The sequence below is a fragment of the Halovulum sp. GXIMD14794 genome (assembly GCF_054457455.1).
Window position 1 is genome coordinate 411859 of the sequence record NZ_JBTLNF010000005.1, and the last position, 15102, is coordinate 426960.

At 63.8% G+C, this 15102-nt stretch carries 13 protein-coding genes; 3 read left to right on the forward strand and 10 right to left on the reverse strand.

Going from position 1 to position 15102, the window contains the following annotated elements; all coding sequences use genetic code 11:
• Positions 1 to 22: 22 nt before the first annotated feature.
• The 6 genes from ACW9UR_RS13785 to ACW9UR_RS13810 all read right to left on the reverse strand — a co-directional run bounded on the left by ACW9UR_RS13785 (position 23) and on the right by ACW9UR_RS13810 (position 3761).
• Positions 23 to 220, reverse strand: coding sequence for a hypothetical protein (locus tag ACW9UR_RS13785; protein WP_458917572.1), 198 nt, complete (start codon positions 218 to 220; stop codon positions 23 to 25).
• 75 nt (positions 221 to 295) lie between these two features.
• Positions 296 to 1444 (reverse strand): AAA family ATPase, encoded by a 1149-nt coding sequence (locus tag ACW9UR_RS13790; RefSeq protein WP_458917573.1) that lies wholly within the window; start codon positions 1442 to 1444, stop codon positions 296 to 298.
• The gene (locus tag ACW9UR_RS13795; protein ID WP_458917574.1) at positions 1441 to 1785 is read right to left on the reverse strand and encodes a hypothetical protein; all 345 of its coding nucleotides are present in this window, start codon (positions 1783 to 1785) and stop codon (positions 1441 to 1443) included. The genes ACW9UR_RS13790 and ACW9UR_RS13795 overlap by 4 nt, the downstream gene beginning before the upstream one ends.
• Positions 1785 to 1973, reverse strand: coding sequence for a helix-turn-helix transcriptional regulator (locus tag ACW9UR_RS13800; protein ID WP_458917575.1), 189 nt, complete (start codon positions 1971 to 1973; stop codon positions 1785 to 1787). Before ACW9UR_RS13800 ends, ACW9UR_RS13795 begins: the two co-directional genes overlap by 1 nt.
• Positions 1974 to 2070: 97 nt before the next feature.
• A complete protein-coding gene (locus ACW9UR_RS13805; RefSeq protein WP_458917576.1) occupies positions 2071 to 2580 on the reverse strand; it encodes a hypothetical protein in 510 nt (169 codons plus the stop codon).
• Complete coding sequence (locus ACW9UR_RS13810; protein WP_458917577.1) at positions 2577 to 3761, reverse strand: tyrosine-type recombinase/integrase; 1185 nt, start codon at positions 3759 to 3761, stop codon at positions 2577 to 2579. The genes ACW9UR_RS13805 and ACW9UR_RS13810 overlap by 4 nt, the downstream gene beginning before the upstream one ends.
• Before the next feature lie 759 nt (positions 3762 to 4520).
• On the opposite strand from ACW9UR_RS13810, the gene ACW9UR_RS13815 reads away from it, so the two are divergent.
• Positions 4521 to 5864 carry a metal-dependent hydrolase family protein gene (locus ACW9UR_RS13815; protein WP_458917578.1) on the forward strand — a complete coding sequence of 448 codons (1344 nt, stop codon included), beginning with the start codon at positions 4521 to 4523 and terminating at the stop codon, positions 5862 to 5864.
• 297 nt (positions 5865 to 6161) lie between these two features.
• On the opposite strand, the gene ACW9UR_RS13820 is transcribed toward ACW9UR_RS13815, so the two are convergent.
• From ACW9UR_RS13820 to ACW9UR_RS13830, 3 genes are all read right to left on the reverse strand, one after another.
• Positions 6162 to 7355 (reverse strand): cation:proton antiporter, encoded by a 1194-nt coding sequence (locus ACW9UR_RS13820; RefSeq protein WP_458917579.1) that lies wholly within the window; start codon positions 7353 to 7355, stop codon positions 6162 to 6164.
• Positions 7356 to 7358: 3 nt separating this feature from the next.
• Positions 7359 to 7823 (reverse strand): ion channel, encoded by a 465-nt coding sequence (locus tag ACW9UR_RS13825; protein ID WP_458917580.1) that lies wholly within the window; start codon positions 7821 to 7823, stop codon positions 7359 to 7361.
• A 362-nt stretch (positions 7824 to 8185) separates the two neighbouring features.
• Positions 8186 to 11056: a LamG-like jellyroll fold domain-containing protein gene (locus tag ACW9UR_RS13830; protein WP_458917581.1), complete on the reverse strand. Its 2871-nt coding sequence runs from the start codon at positions 11054 to 11056 to the stop codon at positions 8186 to 8188.
• Positions 11057 to 11406: 350 nt separating this feature from the next.
• Here ACW9UR_RS13830 and ACW9UR_RS13835 point away from each other — a divergent pair, with 350 nt between their 5' ends.
• Complete coding sequence (locus ACW9UR_RS13835) at positions 11407 to 11790, forward strand: nuclear transport factor 2 family protein (protein ID WP_458917582.1); 384 nt, start codon at positions 11407 to 11409, stop codon at positions 11788 to 11790.
• Positions 11791 to 11910: 120 nt separating this feature from the next.
• Here the strand turns inward: ACW9UR_RS13835 and nfsB are convergent, their stop codons facing one another.
• A complete protein-coding gene (gene nfsB, locus ACW9UR_RS13840; RefSeq protein WP_458917583.1) occupies positions 11911 to 12609 on the reverse strand; it encodes an oxygen-insensitive NAD(P)H nitroreductase in 699 nt (232 codons plus the stop codon).
• Positions 12610 to 12823: 214 nt separating this feature from the next.
• On the opposite strand from nfsB, the gene ACW9UR_RS13845 reads away from it, so the two are divergent.
• Entirely contained in the window at positions 12824 to 15013 is a 2190-nt protein-coding gene (locus ACW9UR_RS13845; RefSeq protein ID WP_458917584.1) for a SulP family inorganic anion transporter, read from the forward strand.
• Positions 15014 to 15102: the final 89 nt, after the last annotated feature.

Sequence of the window (15102 nt, forward strand, 5' to 3'; positions counted from 1 at the left end):
GCAAATACTAGATGTTGTGCCCCTACTGCGTGCTGTTCTCGCCCATCAGCGCCCGCGCTGACCTGCACAACTCGTCCGCTATGACCTGCTTGCCCACACGGTCGGCCAGTATCAGCGTTATCAGCGCCGACATTATCCGCAGCCCTGGCGTGTCCACCTCGACTAGGTGCGGTTCATACGCTGCCATCTCTCTCAGCAGCCAATCCGGCATATCGCTCATTGCCTCATATCCTCTGCTCTGGGGGCAGCGGGACACGGGACACCCCTATAGGGGGTTGTCCCTGTCTGTCCCACCTCATGCCCGTTGGGACACATCGGGACATGTCCCACCTTGTCCCGGCTTGTCCCGTTCACTGTGCGTAGGCCATGCGTAGTCGCCATAGACGCGCACTAGGCCCTTCTCTTGCAGCTTGCCCCGCGCCCTATGGAATGCCTTGCGCTTGGCCTCTGGGTCGTCACTGTCTGAGAGGCATTGCAGGTCGCATTCGGTGCGCCAGTCAGCCATGCTCACCACCGGGCAGGACGGCAGGTTAACCGGGTCATTTCCCGGCTTCCCATGCTTGGCCAGCGCGCTTGATAGCGCCTGTAGCGCCACCTTGGGCTGCCCCTGCACTATGGGCTTACGGGGCTGCGCATCCGTCTGTTCCAGCACCGCAGCGAACACCGGTTCGCCGTCCTGGTCATCGCCTACCTTCACACCCCGAATGTTGAACGAGAAGGCCGCGCCGGTCGCCATATCGCGCTGCTTGGTCGCCTCAGCCGTCACCACATCGCCAGAGCGGGACAGCTCTATTTCGGTGTCCACAGCGGCCCGCAAGCTGTTGCTGCCCCTAGCGCCCTTTGTGGCGTCCTTCCCCGAATGGTGAATGAACATCACATGCGCGCCCGTTCTGTAGCGGATGCGGTCAGCGTTGCGGACTACCTGGCCCATATCCTTCGCGGTGTTCTCGTCGCCGCTGCCCATAGACCGGGCGAGCGTGTCGATCACGATAAGCGCCGGTTCCGGGCAATGGTCCTCGCACAGTTCCGCTATCGCTGTAGCGTCATCGTCGCCGCACAGGTCGATATGCGATGCCAAAAGGTGGAAGCCGCCGAAAGACTGGACCGCTAGCGCAAGATCCGGCTTATAGCGCCGATTGGCCTCGATACGGTTATTGATCCCGTTCCCGCCCTCAGCGGCAAGATACATCACCGGCCCGCCGTCCACGCGGTGCCCGTGCCACCCCAACCGGCCCGCTATGTGCAGGCTTAGGTCCAGGGCAAAGACGGTCTTGCCCACGTTTGACGCGCCATAGACCACGGACGAGCCGCCGCGCATCAGCCAACCTTTCAGAAGGTAAAGGCAGTCCGTCACCGGCTGGATCTCATCGAAGCCCTTGAGGCGACGGGACAGAGATTGCGCCTTCATCGAACGAGACGGCATTATTTGAGGGTGGAAGGTCATGCTTCCCCCTTCCCGCACAGCGCGCGGTATGCCGCCTTGATGATCGCTAGAGCGTCTTCCGGGTCGCAGGCGTTGAGCGCCGCCAGCGCCACGCCTCCGCGCTCCAGGCGGGTCAGCCTGACAGACCACACCACGGCAAGCGCGTGCCTGCTGTGCGGCTCGTTCAGAAGGGGCAGGCTATACCCGAACATCCGCGTTGCGCGCTTGTGATCCTCGCACAGGTACGGGTTGGGCTTCGGTTGTTCCTCTTTGGAGCCGGTGTTATATTTCTGCTCGACGCCGCCAAACGTCTTATCAATTCGCCGGGTGCCGACAGGCCCCGGCGTTTGCATGTAGGTCATTAGGCAGCCTCCCCGCCCTCGGCCATCGCCGCGAAGCGTTCGTCTACCTGTTCCTCATCCCAGCGGGTAAGGTGGCCGATCTTGATCGGCTTCGGCAGCGTGCCGTCTTGAACGCGCCGCCAGACAGTCGGGTGCGAGCAACCGATTTTCTCGGCCATCTGCTCGATTGAAATAAGCCTCTTCGCCATCGTGAAGCACCGTTTTAGCTGTTGATCGGTGCTGCACTAGTAAGAGCAAAAAACGGAACCTTTCCACTATATCCGCATGACAATAAATGCCGCGAATTTATTTCAGTTGCGCGGGTCTACTCTCTTTTAGGTCTTCTAGAGTGACTTCGCCCAACGCATACTGCTCAGCTAGGAAGCGAAAGCGAATCTGATGGATACCCAGAGCCATACAGGTTGCCGCGCTTCCACCATGTAGGCCCTGCAAGCTTTCGGCATGCTGTTTCAGCCATCGGGAAATTTCGCGCATGGGATCTTTTGCCGAGCTGCTTAAGAATATCCGCGCGACTTCCATTTTGGCTGCATCGCTCGGCCAATTTTCGACGATAAGTAGCCAGTCGTAGCAAATCACAGCCTGCAATCGCTCTCGCGGCATTCGTAGGATTTTTCGACGGCCACGCTGTGCCTTGAAAGAGCCGTCTAGCTTGCTGGCAACTAGTTCGCGGACCTCAGAGGAAACGGTTTCGTCATGATCGCGAAGCAACTCGACGATTCCCGTGAAATCGTTCTTCTCCTTCGCCACTCGCACTAGTGCCGACTGCCAGTCATATCCATCAAGCTTAAGCTTCACGACAGCCCCCCGCAGAACGCCGCCCACTCGTTCATGAGCGGTCGCCGCCTATCTAACATATCCTCGCGCCGGTAAGCCGCTTCGCTCTTGTTGCGGATCGTGTGCGCCAGCGCCTTCTCGGCCACCTCGTTCGGGTACTCCGTCCGCTCCCCGATCCAGTCGCGGAACGTGCTGCGGAACCCGTGCGGCACGGCCTCAACCTTCATGCGCCGACATACCGCGCTAATGCTCATATCTGACAGCATCCCGCCGCGCGGAGCCGGGAATAGGTAGGTGCTGCCCTTCGGCAGTTTCTCCAGAACGGCCAGCGCCGCCGGTGACAGCGGCACGCGATGTTCCTTGCCCGCCTTCATCCGTTCGGCAGGCACAATCCAAACATCGCCTTGGATCTCGTCAGGCTTCGCGCCCCTGACCTCGCCAGAGCGCGCCGCTGTCAAAATCAGGAACTCAAGCGCCCGCGCTGCCATGCCTTCTCGCTTGGCAAGCGCCGCCATGAACTCCGGCATATCGTCAATCGGCAGCGCAGCGTGATGCTTTTCCTTCGCGACCTTGGAAGGCTTCGGCAACACCGCGTCCAGATTGCCCCGCCAGCGCGCCGGGTTGTCGCCTTCACGGAAGCCCGAGACAGTCGCCCACGCTAGAACCGCCTCAATGCGGCCCCGGACCCGAGACGCGGTTTCCGTCTTGGTTAGCCAAATCGGCTCAAGCGCCTTCACGATGTGCGGCAACTCGATTTCCGAAACTTCCATCTTGCCCAGAACCGGGCAGGCATAGGTGGCGAGCGTCGATTGCCATTGTGCGGCGTGTTTCGGGTTTTTGAACTCCGCCGTTTTCTGGGCGAGATACTTACCCATCGCTTCCTCGAAGGTCATTGCCTTCGCCTGAGCCGCGATAAGAGCCGCCCTAGCCGCCTTACGCTGGTCTATGGGGTTGATCCCCTGCCGGATCTGGTCGTGCGCCTCGCGCCCCCTCTCGCGCGCCTGAGCAAGCGTAACGGTCGGATACCCGCCTAGGCCAATGTCAGTCCGCTTGCCCCCGATGGTCGCCCGCAAGATCCAGGATTTCGCCCCGGTCTTGGATATGCGTAGATAAAGGCCCGTGACACCGCCCGCCGCGTGCAGCCCTGGTGCCTCCAAACGCCTTATTTCCAAAGCGCTTAATTCCTCCGCCAATTTCGGCATTCAAACATCCGTCCCATCAAAACGCTTGATATACAGTTTCGGGTTATGATACGGGGTGATGCAGAGAGATGCAATGAATCAAGGGGTTGCAGACAGCGCGTAACGAATATCCCCACAAAAACAAGGCTAGGTGGCCGCCTGTCTCTCCGCCACATCCCCCACTGTTTGCAGAAGAATCCGATCAGGCCCAAGCTCGGCTCGGACTGAAAACCGGGCTCCTTGAGAAGTCGGTCGCGCAGCCTGGCCTTGCGCGTCCGGCGGTCCCTCGCTGCATTCCCATACCGCCCGTACGACCGCGCAACGTTCCCATGATGCGGGGCGTTTTCACGTCTTACCCACCGAGCACGCGCCCGGTGACGGTCTGTGAGCGCTGCCTGAACCGCAACTCCTATTGTCCGTTGAGTTGAGGGCACGGCCCGCCTCTTCGATCTTCTTCCGCCGGACGACCTCTGCCGGGGCCTTCCAGCCGTGCAGAATGGCCGGTATCGCTCGCGTTCGGGCCACGGGCTTCTGCACCAAGAGCTTCGAGGACGGGGCACTCGACCGCGGATCACCAGAGTGAGCGAGTGCAACACGGTTGTTTCAGTCTTCGAATGCGGTATCGTCCAAGTGGGGGAATACCTGACAATCGGTGGCGTGAGGTCAGCTGCATGGCGGGCGGCCGCCTGTCGCCGGAACATGTGATGCTCTGCGCCGAAACTGAACCTTGGCGCTTTTGCAACGGAACACCGACAGAGACCTAACCAACCGGAGGACTTCATGCGCATCCTGACCTGTCTCTTCTCTACGGCGGCGGCCTTGGCCAGCAGTGCGGCCATCGCTCAGGACAGTGGGGCGGAGACCGCGCCGAATGCCGTCCTGATCCGGGGCGCGAGCGTGTTCACCGGGTGCTCTCCCGACCTCTTGGAAGGTCAGGACGTCTTCATCGCGGGCCAACTGATCTCGCGTATCGGGCCAGATCTCGAACCGCCAGAGTTCGCCACCGTGATCGACGCCAACGGGCGCGTACTCATGCCCGGCCTGATCGACGCGCATTGGCATGGCGTTTTTGCGACCGCAACAATTGCCCAACTCGCCGCAACCAATGAGGGCTACTGGAACCTTCAGGCCTCGGTCGCACAGCGCGACACGCTCTACCGCGGGTTCACCACAGTGCGCGACGCCGGCGGTCCGATGTTCGACATCGCCCGTGCGACCAATGAGGGGATCATCGAAGGCCCTAGGGTATTCCCGGCCGGTCCCGGCATCTCGCAGACCGCCGGCCATCAGGATTTTCGCCAGACCAAGGATGTGCCTGCTACGCCAGACAAGCTGCATCCCATGGAATCCTCTGACATGTTCTACATAGCGGACGGGATCCCGGTCGTTCTCAAGCGCGTGCGCGAGAACCTGATGCAGGGCGCGACCCAGATCAAGCTGATGGCCGGTGGCGGCGTAACCTCGTCCTACGACCCGATCCACACCAAGCAATTCACGCTTGCGGAGCTGGAAGCGGCGGTTGAGGCGGCGGAGAACTGGGGCACCTACGTCATGACCCACGCGATCAATGACGAGGCGGTGAACCATTCCATCGACGCAGGCGTCAAAAGCATCGAGCACGGGCACATGTCGACGCGCGAGACGCTGCAACGCTTCGTCGAAAACGATGTCTGGCTCAGTATGCAGCCCTTCCTCGACGACGAGGACGCCCCGACCCTGAACACGTTTCAACAGGCGAAGTACAAGTTCGTCACCGACGGCACCGATTTCGTCTATCGCACTGCGAAGGAACTGGGGGTGAAGATCGCTTTCGGGACCGATACGCTCTTCAGCGCCGATCTGGCCGCGCGGCAGGGCGCGCAGCTTGCAAAGCTGCAGCGTTGGTTCACCCCGTACGAGGCACTCAAGATGGCGACCTGCGATAACGCCGAGTTGCTGAAACTCGGAGAGAAGCTGACGCCCTACCCGCTCGGCCCGCTTGGCGTGATCGAGGAAGGCGCCTACGCCGACCTGATCCTCGTCGACGGCAACCCGCTGGAGAACCTCGACCTGGTGGGCGATCCCGAGCAGAACTTCGACGTCATCATGAAGGACGGCGTGATCTACAAGAACGCGTTGGAGTGAGCGCGACACCGGCGCGGCTGGGGCGACTTGGACTCGATGGGCGGCCCGGGAGGACCGCTCCCCCCCGGCAGCCGGGGTTCGTTTCCGTTGCGTCCATGAGGCCAACGCCATGACCTCGTTCATTCCGTCCACGCCTGCCCGTCTGGTGGGCGACCATCTCTGCAGCGGTATCAGCCAGGCGCTTGATGGGTTCGGACGTGTGTCGATACTGACCTAAATGGTGCACCGGACGCTGATCGTCCTGTGCGACCTACGGCTGATCGGTGCGTCGCTTGCCCGAGAGGAAAGCGCGGTGCCTCACGACCCGCCGCTGTCCACACGGGCGATCCAGCGCGCCATTGGATTTGCGGTAATGCCGTGCAGCACAAGGCTCAGCATGACCGTACAGGCGACGACCAGGGCGATCAGCTCGCCGCCCGGAACGCCCTCCTGCAGGACGATGATCGCGAAAACGATGCTGGCGAGGCCTCGCGGACCGAACCAGCCGAGGAAGAGCCGGCTGGCGGGCGTCTCTCCGGTGCCGGACAGCGCGAGGTAGTTCGGCAGGACCCGCGTCAGCGTCAGGCTGAGCAGCGCGAAGGCGACCACCTGCCAGGTCGCCTGGTCGAGGATCTCGCCGACCACCGCAACGCCGAACAGAAGCCAGGTCAGCAGCGCCAGCGTCTCTCCGATGCCCTCGGCCCCGTGCACCAGCTTGTGGGTGCTGTCGCGGGCGATAAAGCCGAACAGCATCCCGCCGGTGAAAGCGGCGATGTAGCCGCTGCCGTGCAGGCTCTGCGCCGTCGCGAAACAGGCGAGGGCAAGCGCGACAGTGCTCATCTGAAGCCAGATGTCCGACACCCAGCCCCGGCGCCAGCAGATCCGCAGCAGCCAGCCACCAACGAAGGTCAGGCCAACGCCGACCAGCATGCCGATGCCCAGTTCCTCGGCCAGCAGGGTCAGCCCGTGGCCGGTGCCCTCGTGGCGGCCAAGCTCGAGCGCGATGAAGAGGAACAGGATCGGCACACACAGCCCGTCGTTCATGCCGCTTTCGACGTTCAGCCCTTCGCGCAGCCGCGCCGGGACTGCCGGGTTGGTGATCACCGCCTTGCCGAGCGCAGCGTCGGTAGCCGCCAGCATGGTGGCGAGCATCGCTGCCTCGTAGACGCTCAGCGCATCGAACATCAGGAACGCCAGGATGAACCCGAGGACGATCGCCCCCGGCAGGCCGAAGAGGAGCATCCGGCCGGGGATCGCATAGCCCTTTCGCAGCGTCGGCAGATCCGCGTTGGCCGCGTCGATGAAGAGAAACAGGGCCAGCGTCAGGTCGGCGAGCGTGCGCAGGAGCGCGTCGGGATCCTCGCCCGGGAACCAGCCGAGCACCCCGGGACCCATGACGAAGCCGACGGTGACGAAGATCATCGGACCGGAGACGACGGTTCGCTCCAGCCGCTTCGACACCACGCTGTAGAGAAAGACGAAAATCGCGAGAACGGCGAGTTGCGCGTGCATGGTCTATTCCTGTTCGGGTGAGCGTCGCGGATCGGGGCTGCGCCCGGACCGCGCGGAATTCATGAGAAACTGCATGACCGACAGGATCGCGCCGGCGGACAGGCCGAACATCAGCACGCCGTTCGCCGCGTCGAACGGACCCAGCAGGCGCCAGCGCTCGCTCATGACGATGTCGCCGTAGCCGAGCGAGGTGAAGTTGACCGCCGAGTGGTAGAAGGCCGTGGCGAAGTCGGTGAACTCGCCAAGCCACATGAAAAGCACGGCCCAGGTCGCGAACTGGAGCACGTGGCCGAAGAAAAGGATCAGGACCATCCCGCCGAGGATGCGGGTCTGGAACAGCCAGGTTTGCTTGACGCCGAGGCGTTCCGTCATCATCGCCATGCGGCGGATGGCGAACAGCATGATCGCGATCTGGATCGCCATGTTGCCGACGACCATCGCGCTGCCAATCAGAAGCGGAGCCAGCATGTTCCCACCATATGCGACTTCGGCCTGCTGCCTAGACCTCGGCCGCGCCGGACGGAAATCAGAGCGGGCAAACTGTCCGGCCCCTGCCCCGGAAAGTCAACGAAACGCTGGCTTTACCGAGGGAAGTGACTGTGACGTACCCCGTGGGGGTCAGACGTTGTCTGCCGAGACCGACATCTCGAGGAAGATGCCGTCGGCGACCACCTACCGGCCCCTCTCCGCCTCGATGACTCACAAGTTTGACTTAGCGCTCAACGCCAGTTCCACGCCGGCGCTCCATAGAGCAGTTCGTTGAGCTGTAGGCGGTACGGCTGCGCTCGCTGCTGATACGTGAGGCCAGGTAGTCCCTGACAGCAAACGCATCAGAGCAGGTCGCTGACCGAGACGGTGAGATCCGTGAAGACCAGCGCGTCGACATCGTAGAGCAGGTCGCGGCCCTCGTATGTGCCATCTGCGCCGCCGTCGAAGCTGTCTTCCACCACCAGTCGCACCGCGTCCTTTCCTCGACCACTGTTGAAATAGGTCTCGGAGGTGATGTCGTAGTCGGCGAACTCACCGTCGAAATAGGCCCTATCACGCTCGGCCGGGCCGCCTGCCATGCCCCAGGAGTTGCCGAAGATCATGTCGTTGCCGAGCCCGCCGTAGAGCCTGTCGTTGGCGCCGCCGCCCTTCAGTTCGTCGTCGCCGAGACCACCCTTCAGCAGGTCCCGGTGCGCACCGCCGTCGAGATAGTCGTCGCCCTGCCCGCCGAGCAGGGTATCGCGGCCGTCCCCGGCATAGAGCCTGTCGTCCCCCGCGCCGCCGTCGAGCAGGTCATCGTGGTCGCCGCCGTGCAGCATGTCCGCGCCACGCCGTCCGACAAGGATGTCCGACGCATTGGTGCCGTGCAGCGTATCGTCCCGCCAGTTGCCGATTTGGACGTGCTCCGGACGTGCCGTCAGATCTTCGAACTCGAGGAACCGTGTGTCATCGGGGACGGTCTGCGTCTCGTTGCCTCGGGTCAGCTCCAGCCTGCCCTTGTCGTCCAGCGCGAACCGGTAGAGCGTGGCGGAACCGTCGAGGGCTAGTACGCCTTCGGCCTTGCTGTCACCAAAGAGCGCGTCGGCCTCGAGCGCCTTGCGGTAGACGGCAAACTCCTCGACGGTGCCGTTGAAACCGCTGTGGATCATGTCGGCCTTGCCGGGCGTGCTGTTCCAGCCATTGGCGCCGACGATCAGCGCCTCGGCGTTGCGGAACAGGTGCTGGGTCACGTCCTGGTCATAGGCGACCTTCACCCCGTCGAGCCAGAGCGCGGCGCCGTCCCTGCCGAAGCTGAAGGCCAGATCGTAGGCGCTGTCGGCGCGGATCACGTTCGAGGCGACAAGCCAGTGCGAGTCGGTGGCGGTCTGCAGCCGCACGACCAGATCGCCGTCCTCTTCGACAAAGGCGGTCAGGTGCCCGCCGCGACCGTTGCCGGACGCATCCTTCGAGAAAAGCGCGCCCCAGGTCAACTCGGCGCCGGTTGTGAAGCGCAGCGCGATCGTGCCGTTGCGCAGGGCCAGCGCGTCGTCATGCTCGAACACGAGCGCGTTCTGGGACTGCCCGGCGATATCCTGCGCCGTGGGGATCGCCAGCACAGGGGCCGCGCCACTGGCGAGCATCATGTCCTCGAGCCCCGGCAGCACTGCGGGTTTGCGGATCGGCCCGCGTTCCTCGGCCATGTCCGTGGGGCGCACGGCGTCGCGGATATCGGCGGAGGTGGCGACGATACCGTACGCGGGGGCCGCGGTGGTTTCGATGTCCGAGCGCTTCACCAGGTCGCCGTAGACGGTGATCCGGCCGAGGCTGTCCATGTGGTGCGCCCCGCCGCCCGAACCCTGGTCGGAGTAGAGCTTGATCAGCGAGCGGTCCATGACCCCGTCGCCATTCGAATCCGCATAGCTGATCGATTTGATCTTGGTCGTGTGACCCTCGATCACCAGCCGGTCGCCCTCGGCCCGGTTGTAGTCGGTCACCACGTCATGGCCGATCTGATCCACCCAGTGATCGTGCAGCTTGTCGTTCTCGCCTGCAACGCCGTGCCAACGGATCGTGCCGTCGTCGTTGGTGTGCTTCTCGATGTAGCGCTTCTTCGCGTTGATCAGCGTCTGGAAGTAGAAGACGTCGGCGCCGCCCCCGCCGGTCATCTCGTCATCGCCATTGATCGGCTGCTTCGGATAGAGTTTGCCCTTGGTCAGCTCGCCGTAGGGATCGCGCTCGTCGCGGCCCGGCACCCGGGCGATCTCGGGCTCGCGCGCGTCCGAACGCGAGATCAGCAGATCGTTCCCCGCCCCGCCCAGTAGCCGATCCTCGCCATGCCCGCCGTCGAGCACGTCGTTGCCGCGACCGCCCAGAACCGTGTCGTTTCCGTAGCCCCCCTGCAGCACGTCGGCGCCGTCCTTGCCGTCGACCAGATCGTCCCCGAGGTTGCCGTCGAGCCCGTCGTCGCCCGCGCCGCCCTCCAGTTCGTTGTCGCCGCGCCCGGCGCGTTTCATCTCGAGCGGGCGCATCATGTGGCCATGCTCGGAGAGGCCATAGTCCTCGGCGAGCTCGCGCAGCGTGTCCGAGCCATGGTGCATCTGCTCGAAGGCCGGCAGCAGGTCGGCCATGTCGTGCGCCATTGCGGCGGCCATGCCCAGCGCCGGATCGGCCTCGGCGGCCAGCGCCGCCATGTCGTCCTGCCCCAACTGCCGATTGTAGACCTGCACGTCGCCGATCGTGCCGCGGAAAAGGCTGTGCGCCTCGTCGGTCGGCTCGCTCCGCCAGGCGCGGGTCGCGCCCACGACCAGCGGGGCGTCATTGCCGCCGATGCCCTGCTTGAATTCCGGCTCCGAGGCGACGAGTTGACCGTTCAACCAGACTTCGAGCCCCTTCTTCCCGAAGCTCATCGCCAGGTGATAGGTGGTGTCTGCGGCAAGCACCAGTTCAGGCACTTTGAGGTACTCGGTCCCCGACCCGCTTTCCTGCGTGACCAGAAGCGTGCCGTCCTTGATCCATACGGTAAACTGCCCCGCCCCCTGCCCCGACAGGTCCTTCGAGATAAGCGCCATGTCGCCGTAGAGCACATCGGCCTTGAAGTTCAGCGAAACCGTGCCGCGGTTCAGCTCGAGCGCGCCCTTGTGACCGAAGTCGCGATAATCGCCGGGCATGCCGGAATAGTGCCGGTCGGCAAGTCGCTCGAGGACGGGAGAGGTCTTTGAGGGGAGAATGGTCATGTCGCGATCGTTCCTTCGATCCGGCCGCCGCTCTGCACCTTCTCAGCAATACATAGTTAAAATGACGGGAACCTTTTCACCTGCCGAGACGTAAACACGCGATTGAGGGGATACCGTGCGGATTCTGTGGCGGAAACTTGTCTGAATACGAAACGGGGAAGACCCCGCTCGAATTGGTTCCCGAGTGGTAGCCTCATTTCCAGACCATTCTGTGGTCGGCAGCTGATCGGCGAGCGACCGCCCGAAATATGGCAACCGTGCGGCGGCGAACCGTAGGACCGGGGTCACGAACGCAAGCCCTCGGCGCAGGTATGCGTGCTAAGGCGAGATCGGACAGCAAGGAGAGCCCGATGCCCGATCTCGAGCAGAACAAGCGCAACGTCATCGCCTTCTACGAGATGATGTTCAACGATTGCGAACCCGCCAAGGCGATCGCGGCCTACGTCGGTGACGAGTACATCCAGCACAACCCGCACGTCGAGGACGGCAAGCAGGGTTTCATCGACTATTTCGAGCGGATGGCGGCGGAGTACCCGGGCAAGAAGGTGATCGTGAAACGCGCCTTCGCCGAGGGGGATCACGTGATCCTGCACTGCCACCAGATCTGGCCCGAGGGACTGGAATATGCCGGGATCGACATCTTCCGTCTGGATGAAAACGGCAAGGTCGTCGAGCACTGGGACGTGCTGCAGGAAATCACCGGACAGTCGAAAAACGACAACGGCCTCTTCTGAGGCCGTTTCGCTAAGAAAATTAGACCCGGAAGGTGCACTGCGAGGGGAGCCGCGCGCACCTTCCGCGCTGTCTCCCGCGGCTCGGCTCACGATGGGGGGAGAGCCGGCCCCGTTGCGGGATCAGACTTCGGTGAGGATGTCGTCGTAGGCCAGCCGGGACTTGGGCAGGTCGGCGTTGTAGTCGGTGCCGTCCTTACGGTAGCCGATGGGAACCACCACGACCGCGCTGAAGCCCTGCTCGCGCAGACCGAATTCCTGGTCGAGGATCTTCGGCTCGAAGCCTTCCATCGGCGTCGCGTCGATGCCCATGGTGGCCACGCCCAACAGGAACTGGCCGAGGTTCAGATACACCTGCTTGTCGGCCCAGTGCTGAAGGTCCTTCAGATCCTGCTTGTGGATATTGATGAACATCCGGCGGCCGCCGTCCATCTGTGCCTTGAAGGCTTCGGGATCCGCGGCGAAGCGGCCGTCTTTCTCTTCCTGATCCAGGACCCGCTCCAGGTGGTCCTCGGTCATCTCGAGACGGCTGGCGAACACCACGACATGCGAGGCGTTCAGGATCGAGTCGCGGTTGAACGGGTAGGACTGTTCGACCGAGCGCGCGATGCGCGCCTTGCCCTCGTCCGTCGAGGCCAGAATGAAATGCCAGGGCTGGCCGTTGACGCTCGAGGGGCTGAAGCGCAGCAACTCCTTGATCTTCTCGATCTTGTCGTCGCTGATCTTCTTCGCCGGGTCGTAGGCCTTCGCGGTGTACCGCGCCTTGGCGAAGTGGGTGATGTCCTGGGTGGTGCCGAAGCCGTCGCTGTCGAGTGGTGCCATGATGTGGTCTCCTTTCCGGGACCCATCTACGCAAACCGCCGGGAATGATTAGCCGCATCGAACGGAAAGGTTTTTCCGGTTTCCGCGAATAATCATTTCGTGACCGGAGGTGATCGCGAAATCCCGGATCAGCACAGTTTGCCAAGAAAACATCTTGCCCGGCATGGGGCGATCGGCGAGTCTCCGCGCGGACGTGAAGGAACGAATACCCGGCATGACGGCAGCAAGCGATCCCCACCCGGCGACGGACCGCGCAGGCGTTGGGGCCTGGCTTCGCGCGGCGGTCGGCGCGCTTGTCGTCGCGACCCTGTCGGTCACCTTCGTGATCTCGTTCGCCACGATCGTTTTCAGCGGCCCGCTGAGCCAGTTCCTCAGCAGCGGGATCGGGCTCGGCCTTCTGGGCAGCATCACCATGCCGATTGTCGCCACAGCCTTCTGTTCCTACCGGGGCGTCGTCTGCCATCCACAGGACATTCCGGCGGTGCTGATGACACTGGCCTCGGCAGCAATCGCCGGAACGATGGCGGACCGCCCGCCCGAGCAGATGTTCGCAACCGTCGTGGCCCTGCTGGCGACAGCGGCGCTGATGACCGGGTTGTCGCTTTACCTCGCCGGGAGGTTCCGGCTGGGGTTCATCGCGCGCTTCATTCCCTATTCGGTGATCGGCGGGTTTCTCGCGGCCACCGGCCTGGTGCTGACGCTCGGCAGCCTCGGGATGATGATCAAGGAGGAAGTTTCGGTCTGGTCGCTGCACCTGCTGTTCGTCGAGGGCAACCCGATGCGCTGGCTGCCCTGGCTGGCGGTGGCGACGGTGATGGTGGTCGCCGCGCGGCTGATCGCGAGCGATTACGTGATGCCGGCATTGCTGTTGATCTCCGGTGCAGGTTTCTTCGCGGTGCTGTGGCTCGCAGACCTGTCGGTGCAGGACGCAGCGGACATGCGCCTGCTGCTGGGGCCGTTCGAGGGCGGGAACCTGTTGGCGGGTCTTTCCCCTGCCCTGCTGGCCGAGGCCGACTGGATGATCGTCATGACGCAGGCGCCAACGGTGCTGGCGATCGTTGCAATGGTGCTGCTGGGCACGCTGCTCAATGCCAGTGGGATCGAGGTTGCAACCGGGCACGACCTGGACCTCAACCGTGACCTCAAGGCCATCGGCGCGGCCAACGCCGCTGCGGGACTGACCGGCGGCTTCGTCGGCTATCACCTGCTGGGCGAGACGCTGCTCGCGCACCGCATGGGGTTCGGCAACGTCTTGGCCGGGATCTCGGTCGCCGCGGGTACGGCGCTGGTTCTGTTCATGGGCGCCTCGCTGATCGGCGTGCTGCCGGCGGGGCTGATGGCGGCGGTGATCGGCTATCTCGGGCTCGACATGCTCTATCGCTGGCTCTGGGTGCAGCGGCGCCGACTGCCGGTCTCGGATATGATGATCATCCTGTTGATCGTCGTCGTGGCCGGCCTTTTCGGCTTCCTGCAGGCGCTGTCCGTCGGCGTCTTGCTGGCAGCCGCGCAGTTCGTGATCTCCTACGCCGGGCTCGACGTGATGCGCGCACAGAGCACCGCGGCGGTGCGGCGGTCCTCGATCGAGCGCGGTGCCGAGGACATGGCGATCCTCGCCCGCGCCGGGGCGGGTACCCGGATCGTCGAGCTGACCGGCTTCATCTTCTTCGGTACCGCCAACCGGCTTCTGGACCGACTGCGCCACGAGCTGGGCAAGGCGCAGGGCATGGACCGGCTGATCCTCGACTTCGCGCATGTGACCGGGGTGGACACCTCGGCCATCTTCGCGTTGTCCCGGCTGTCCGAACTTTGCGAGCGCGCCGGGGTGGCCCTGGTGCTAACGGGGCTTTCCGAGGCGCAGGCACGGCAGGTGGCGCGCTCGGCTGAGCTGTCGGGCGACGTGCGCCGGGTCGAAAAGCTCGACGACGCGCTGATCGATCTGGAAGAGGAACTGCTGGCGGCAGAGCCCCGGCCGGGGCACGACTTCGATCCGCTGGCGGACCTCGCGGCGCGGTACCCACAGGTCGATTTCGCCGCCTTCACCGAGCACCTGTCGCTGAAACCCGGGGACGTCCTTCTCCAAGAGGGCGACAGGTCCGCCACCATCTACCAGCTTCGCTCCGGCCAGTTGCGCGCCGAGACCGGGACCGCCGAGGGCCGCCCGCTGGTGGTCGCGCGGTTCCATCCCGGCGCGGTGGTGGGCGAGATCGCTCACTATGCAGGAGTGCCGCGCACCGCAACCGTGATCGCCGACGAAGCCTCCGAGGTGGTTCGGATCGATCTCGACGCGCTCGACCGGTTGCCGGGGGGGCAGCCTGTTGCACTGGAGCTTCACCGCGCCGCCGCCGGCTACCTCGCGCGACGGCTGATGCGGATGACGCAGGTCTTCCGGGACGCCGGCCTCTGACGAGACCGCAGGCTCCTGGGCGTAAAATCACAATCCGGGCACGGAAAGGCTTGATCCCGCAGGTTGTTTTCGCGTCAAATTCTCGCGCT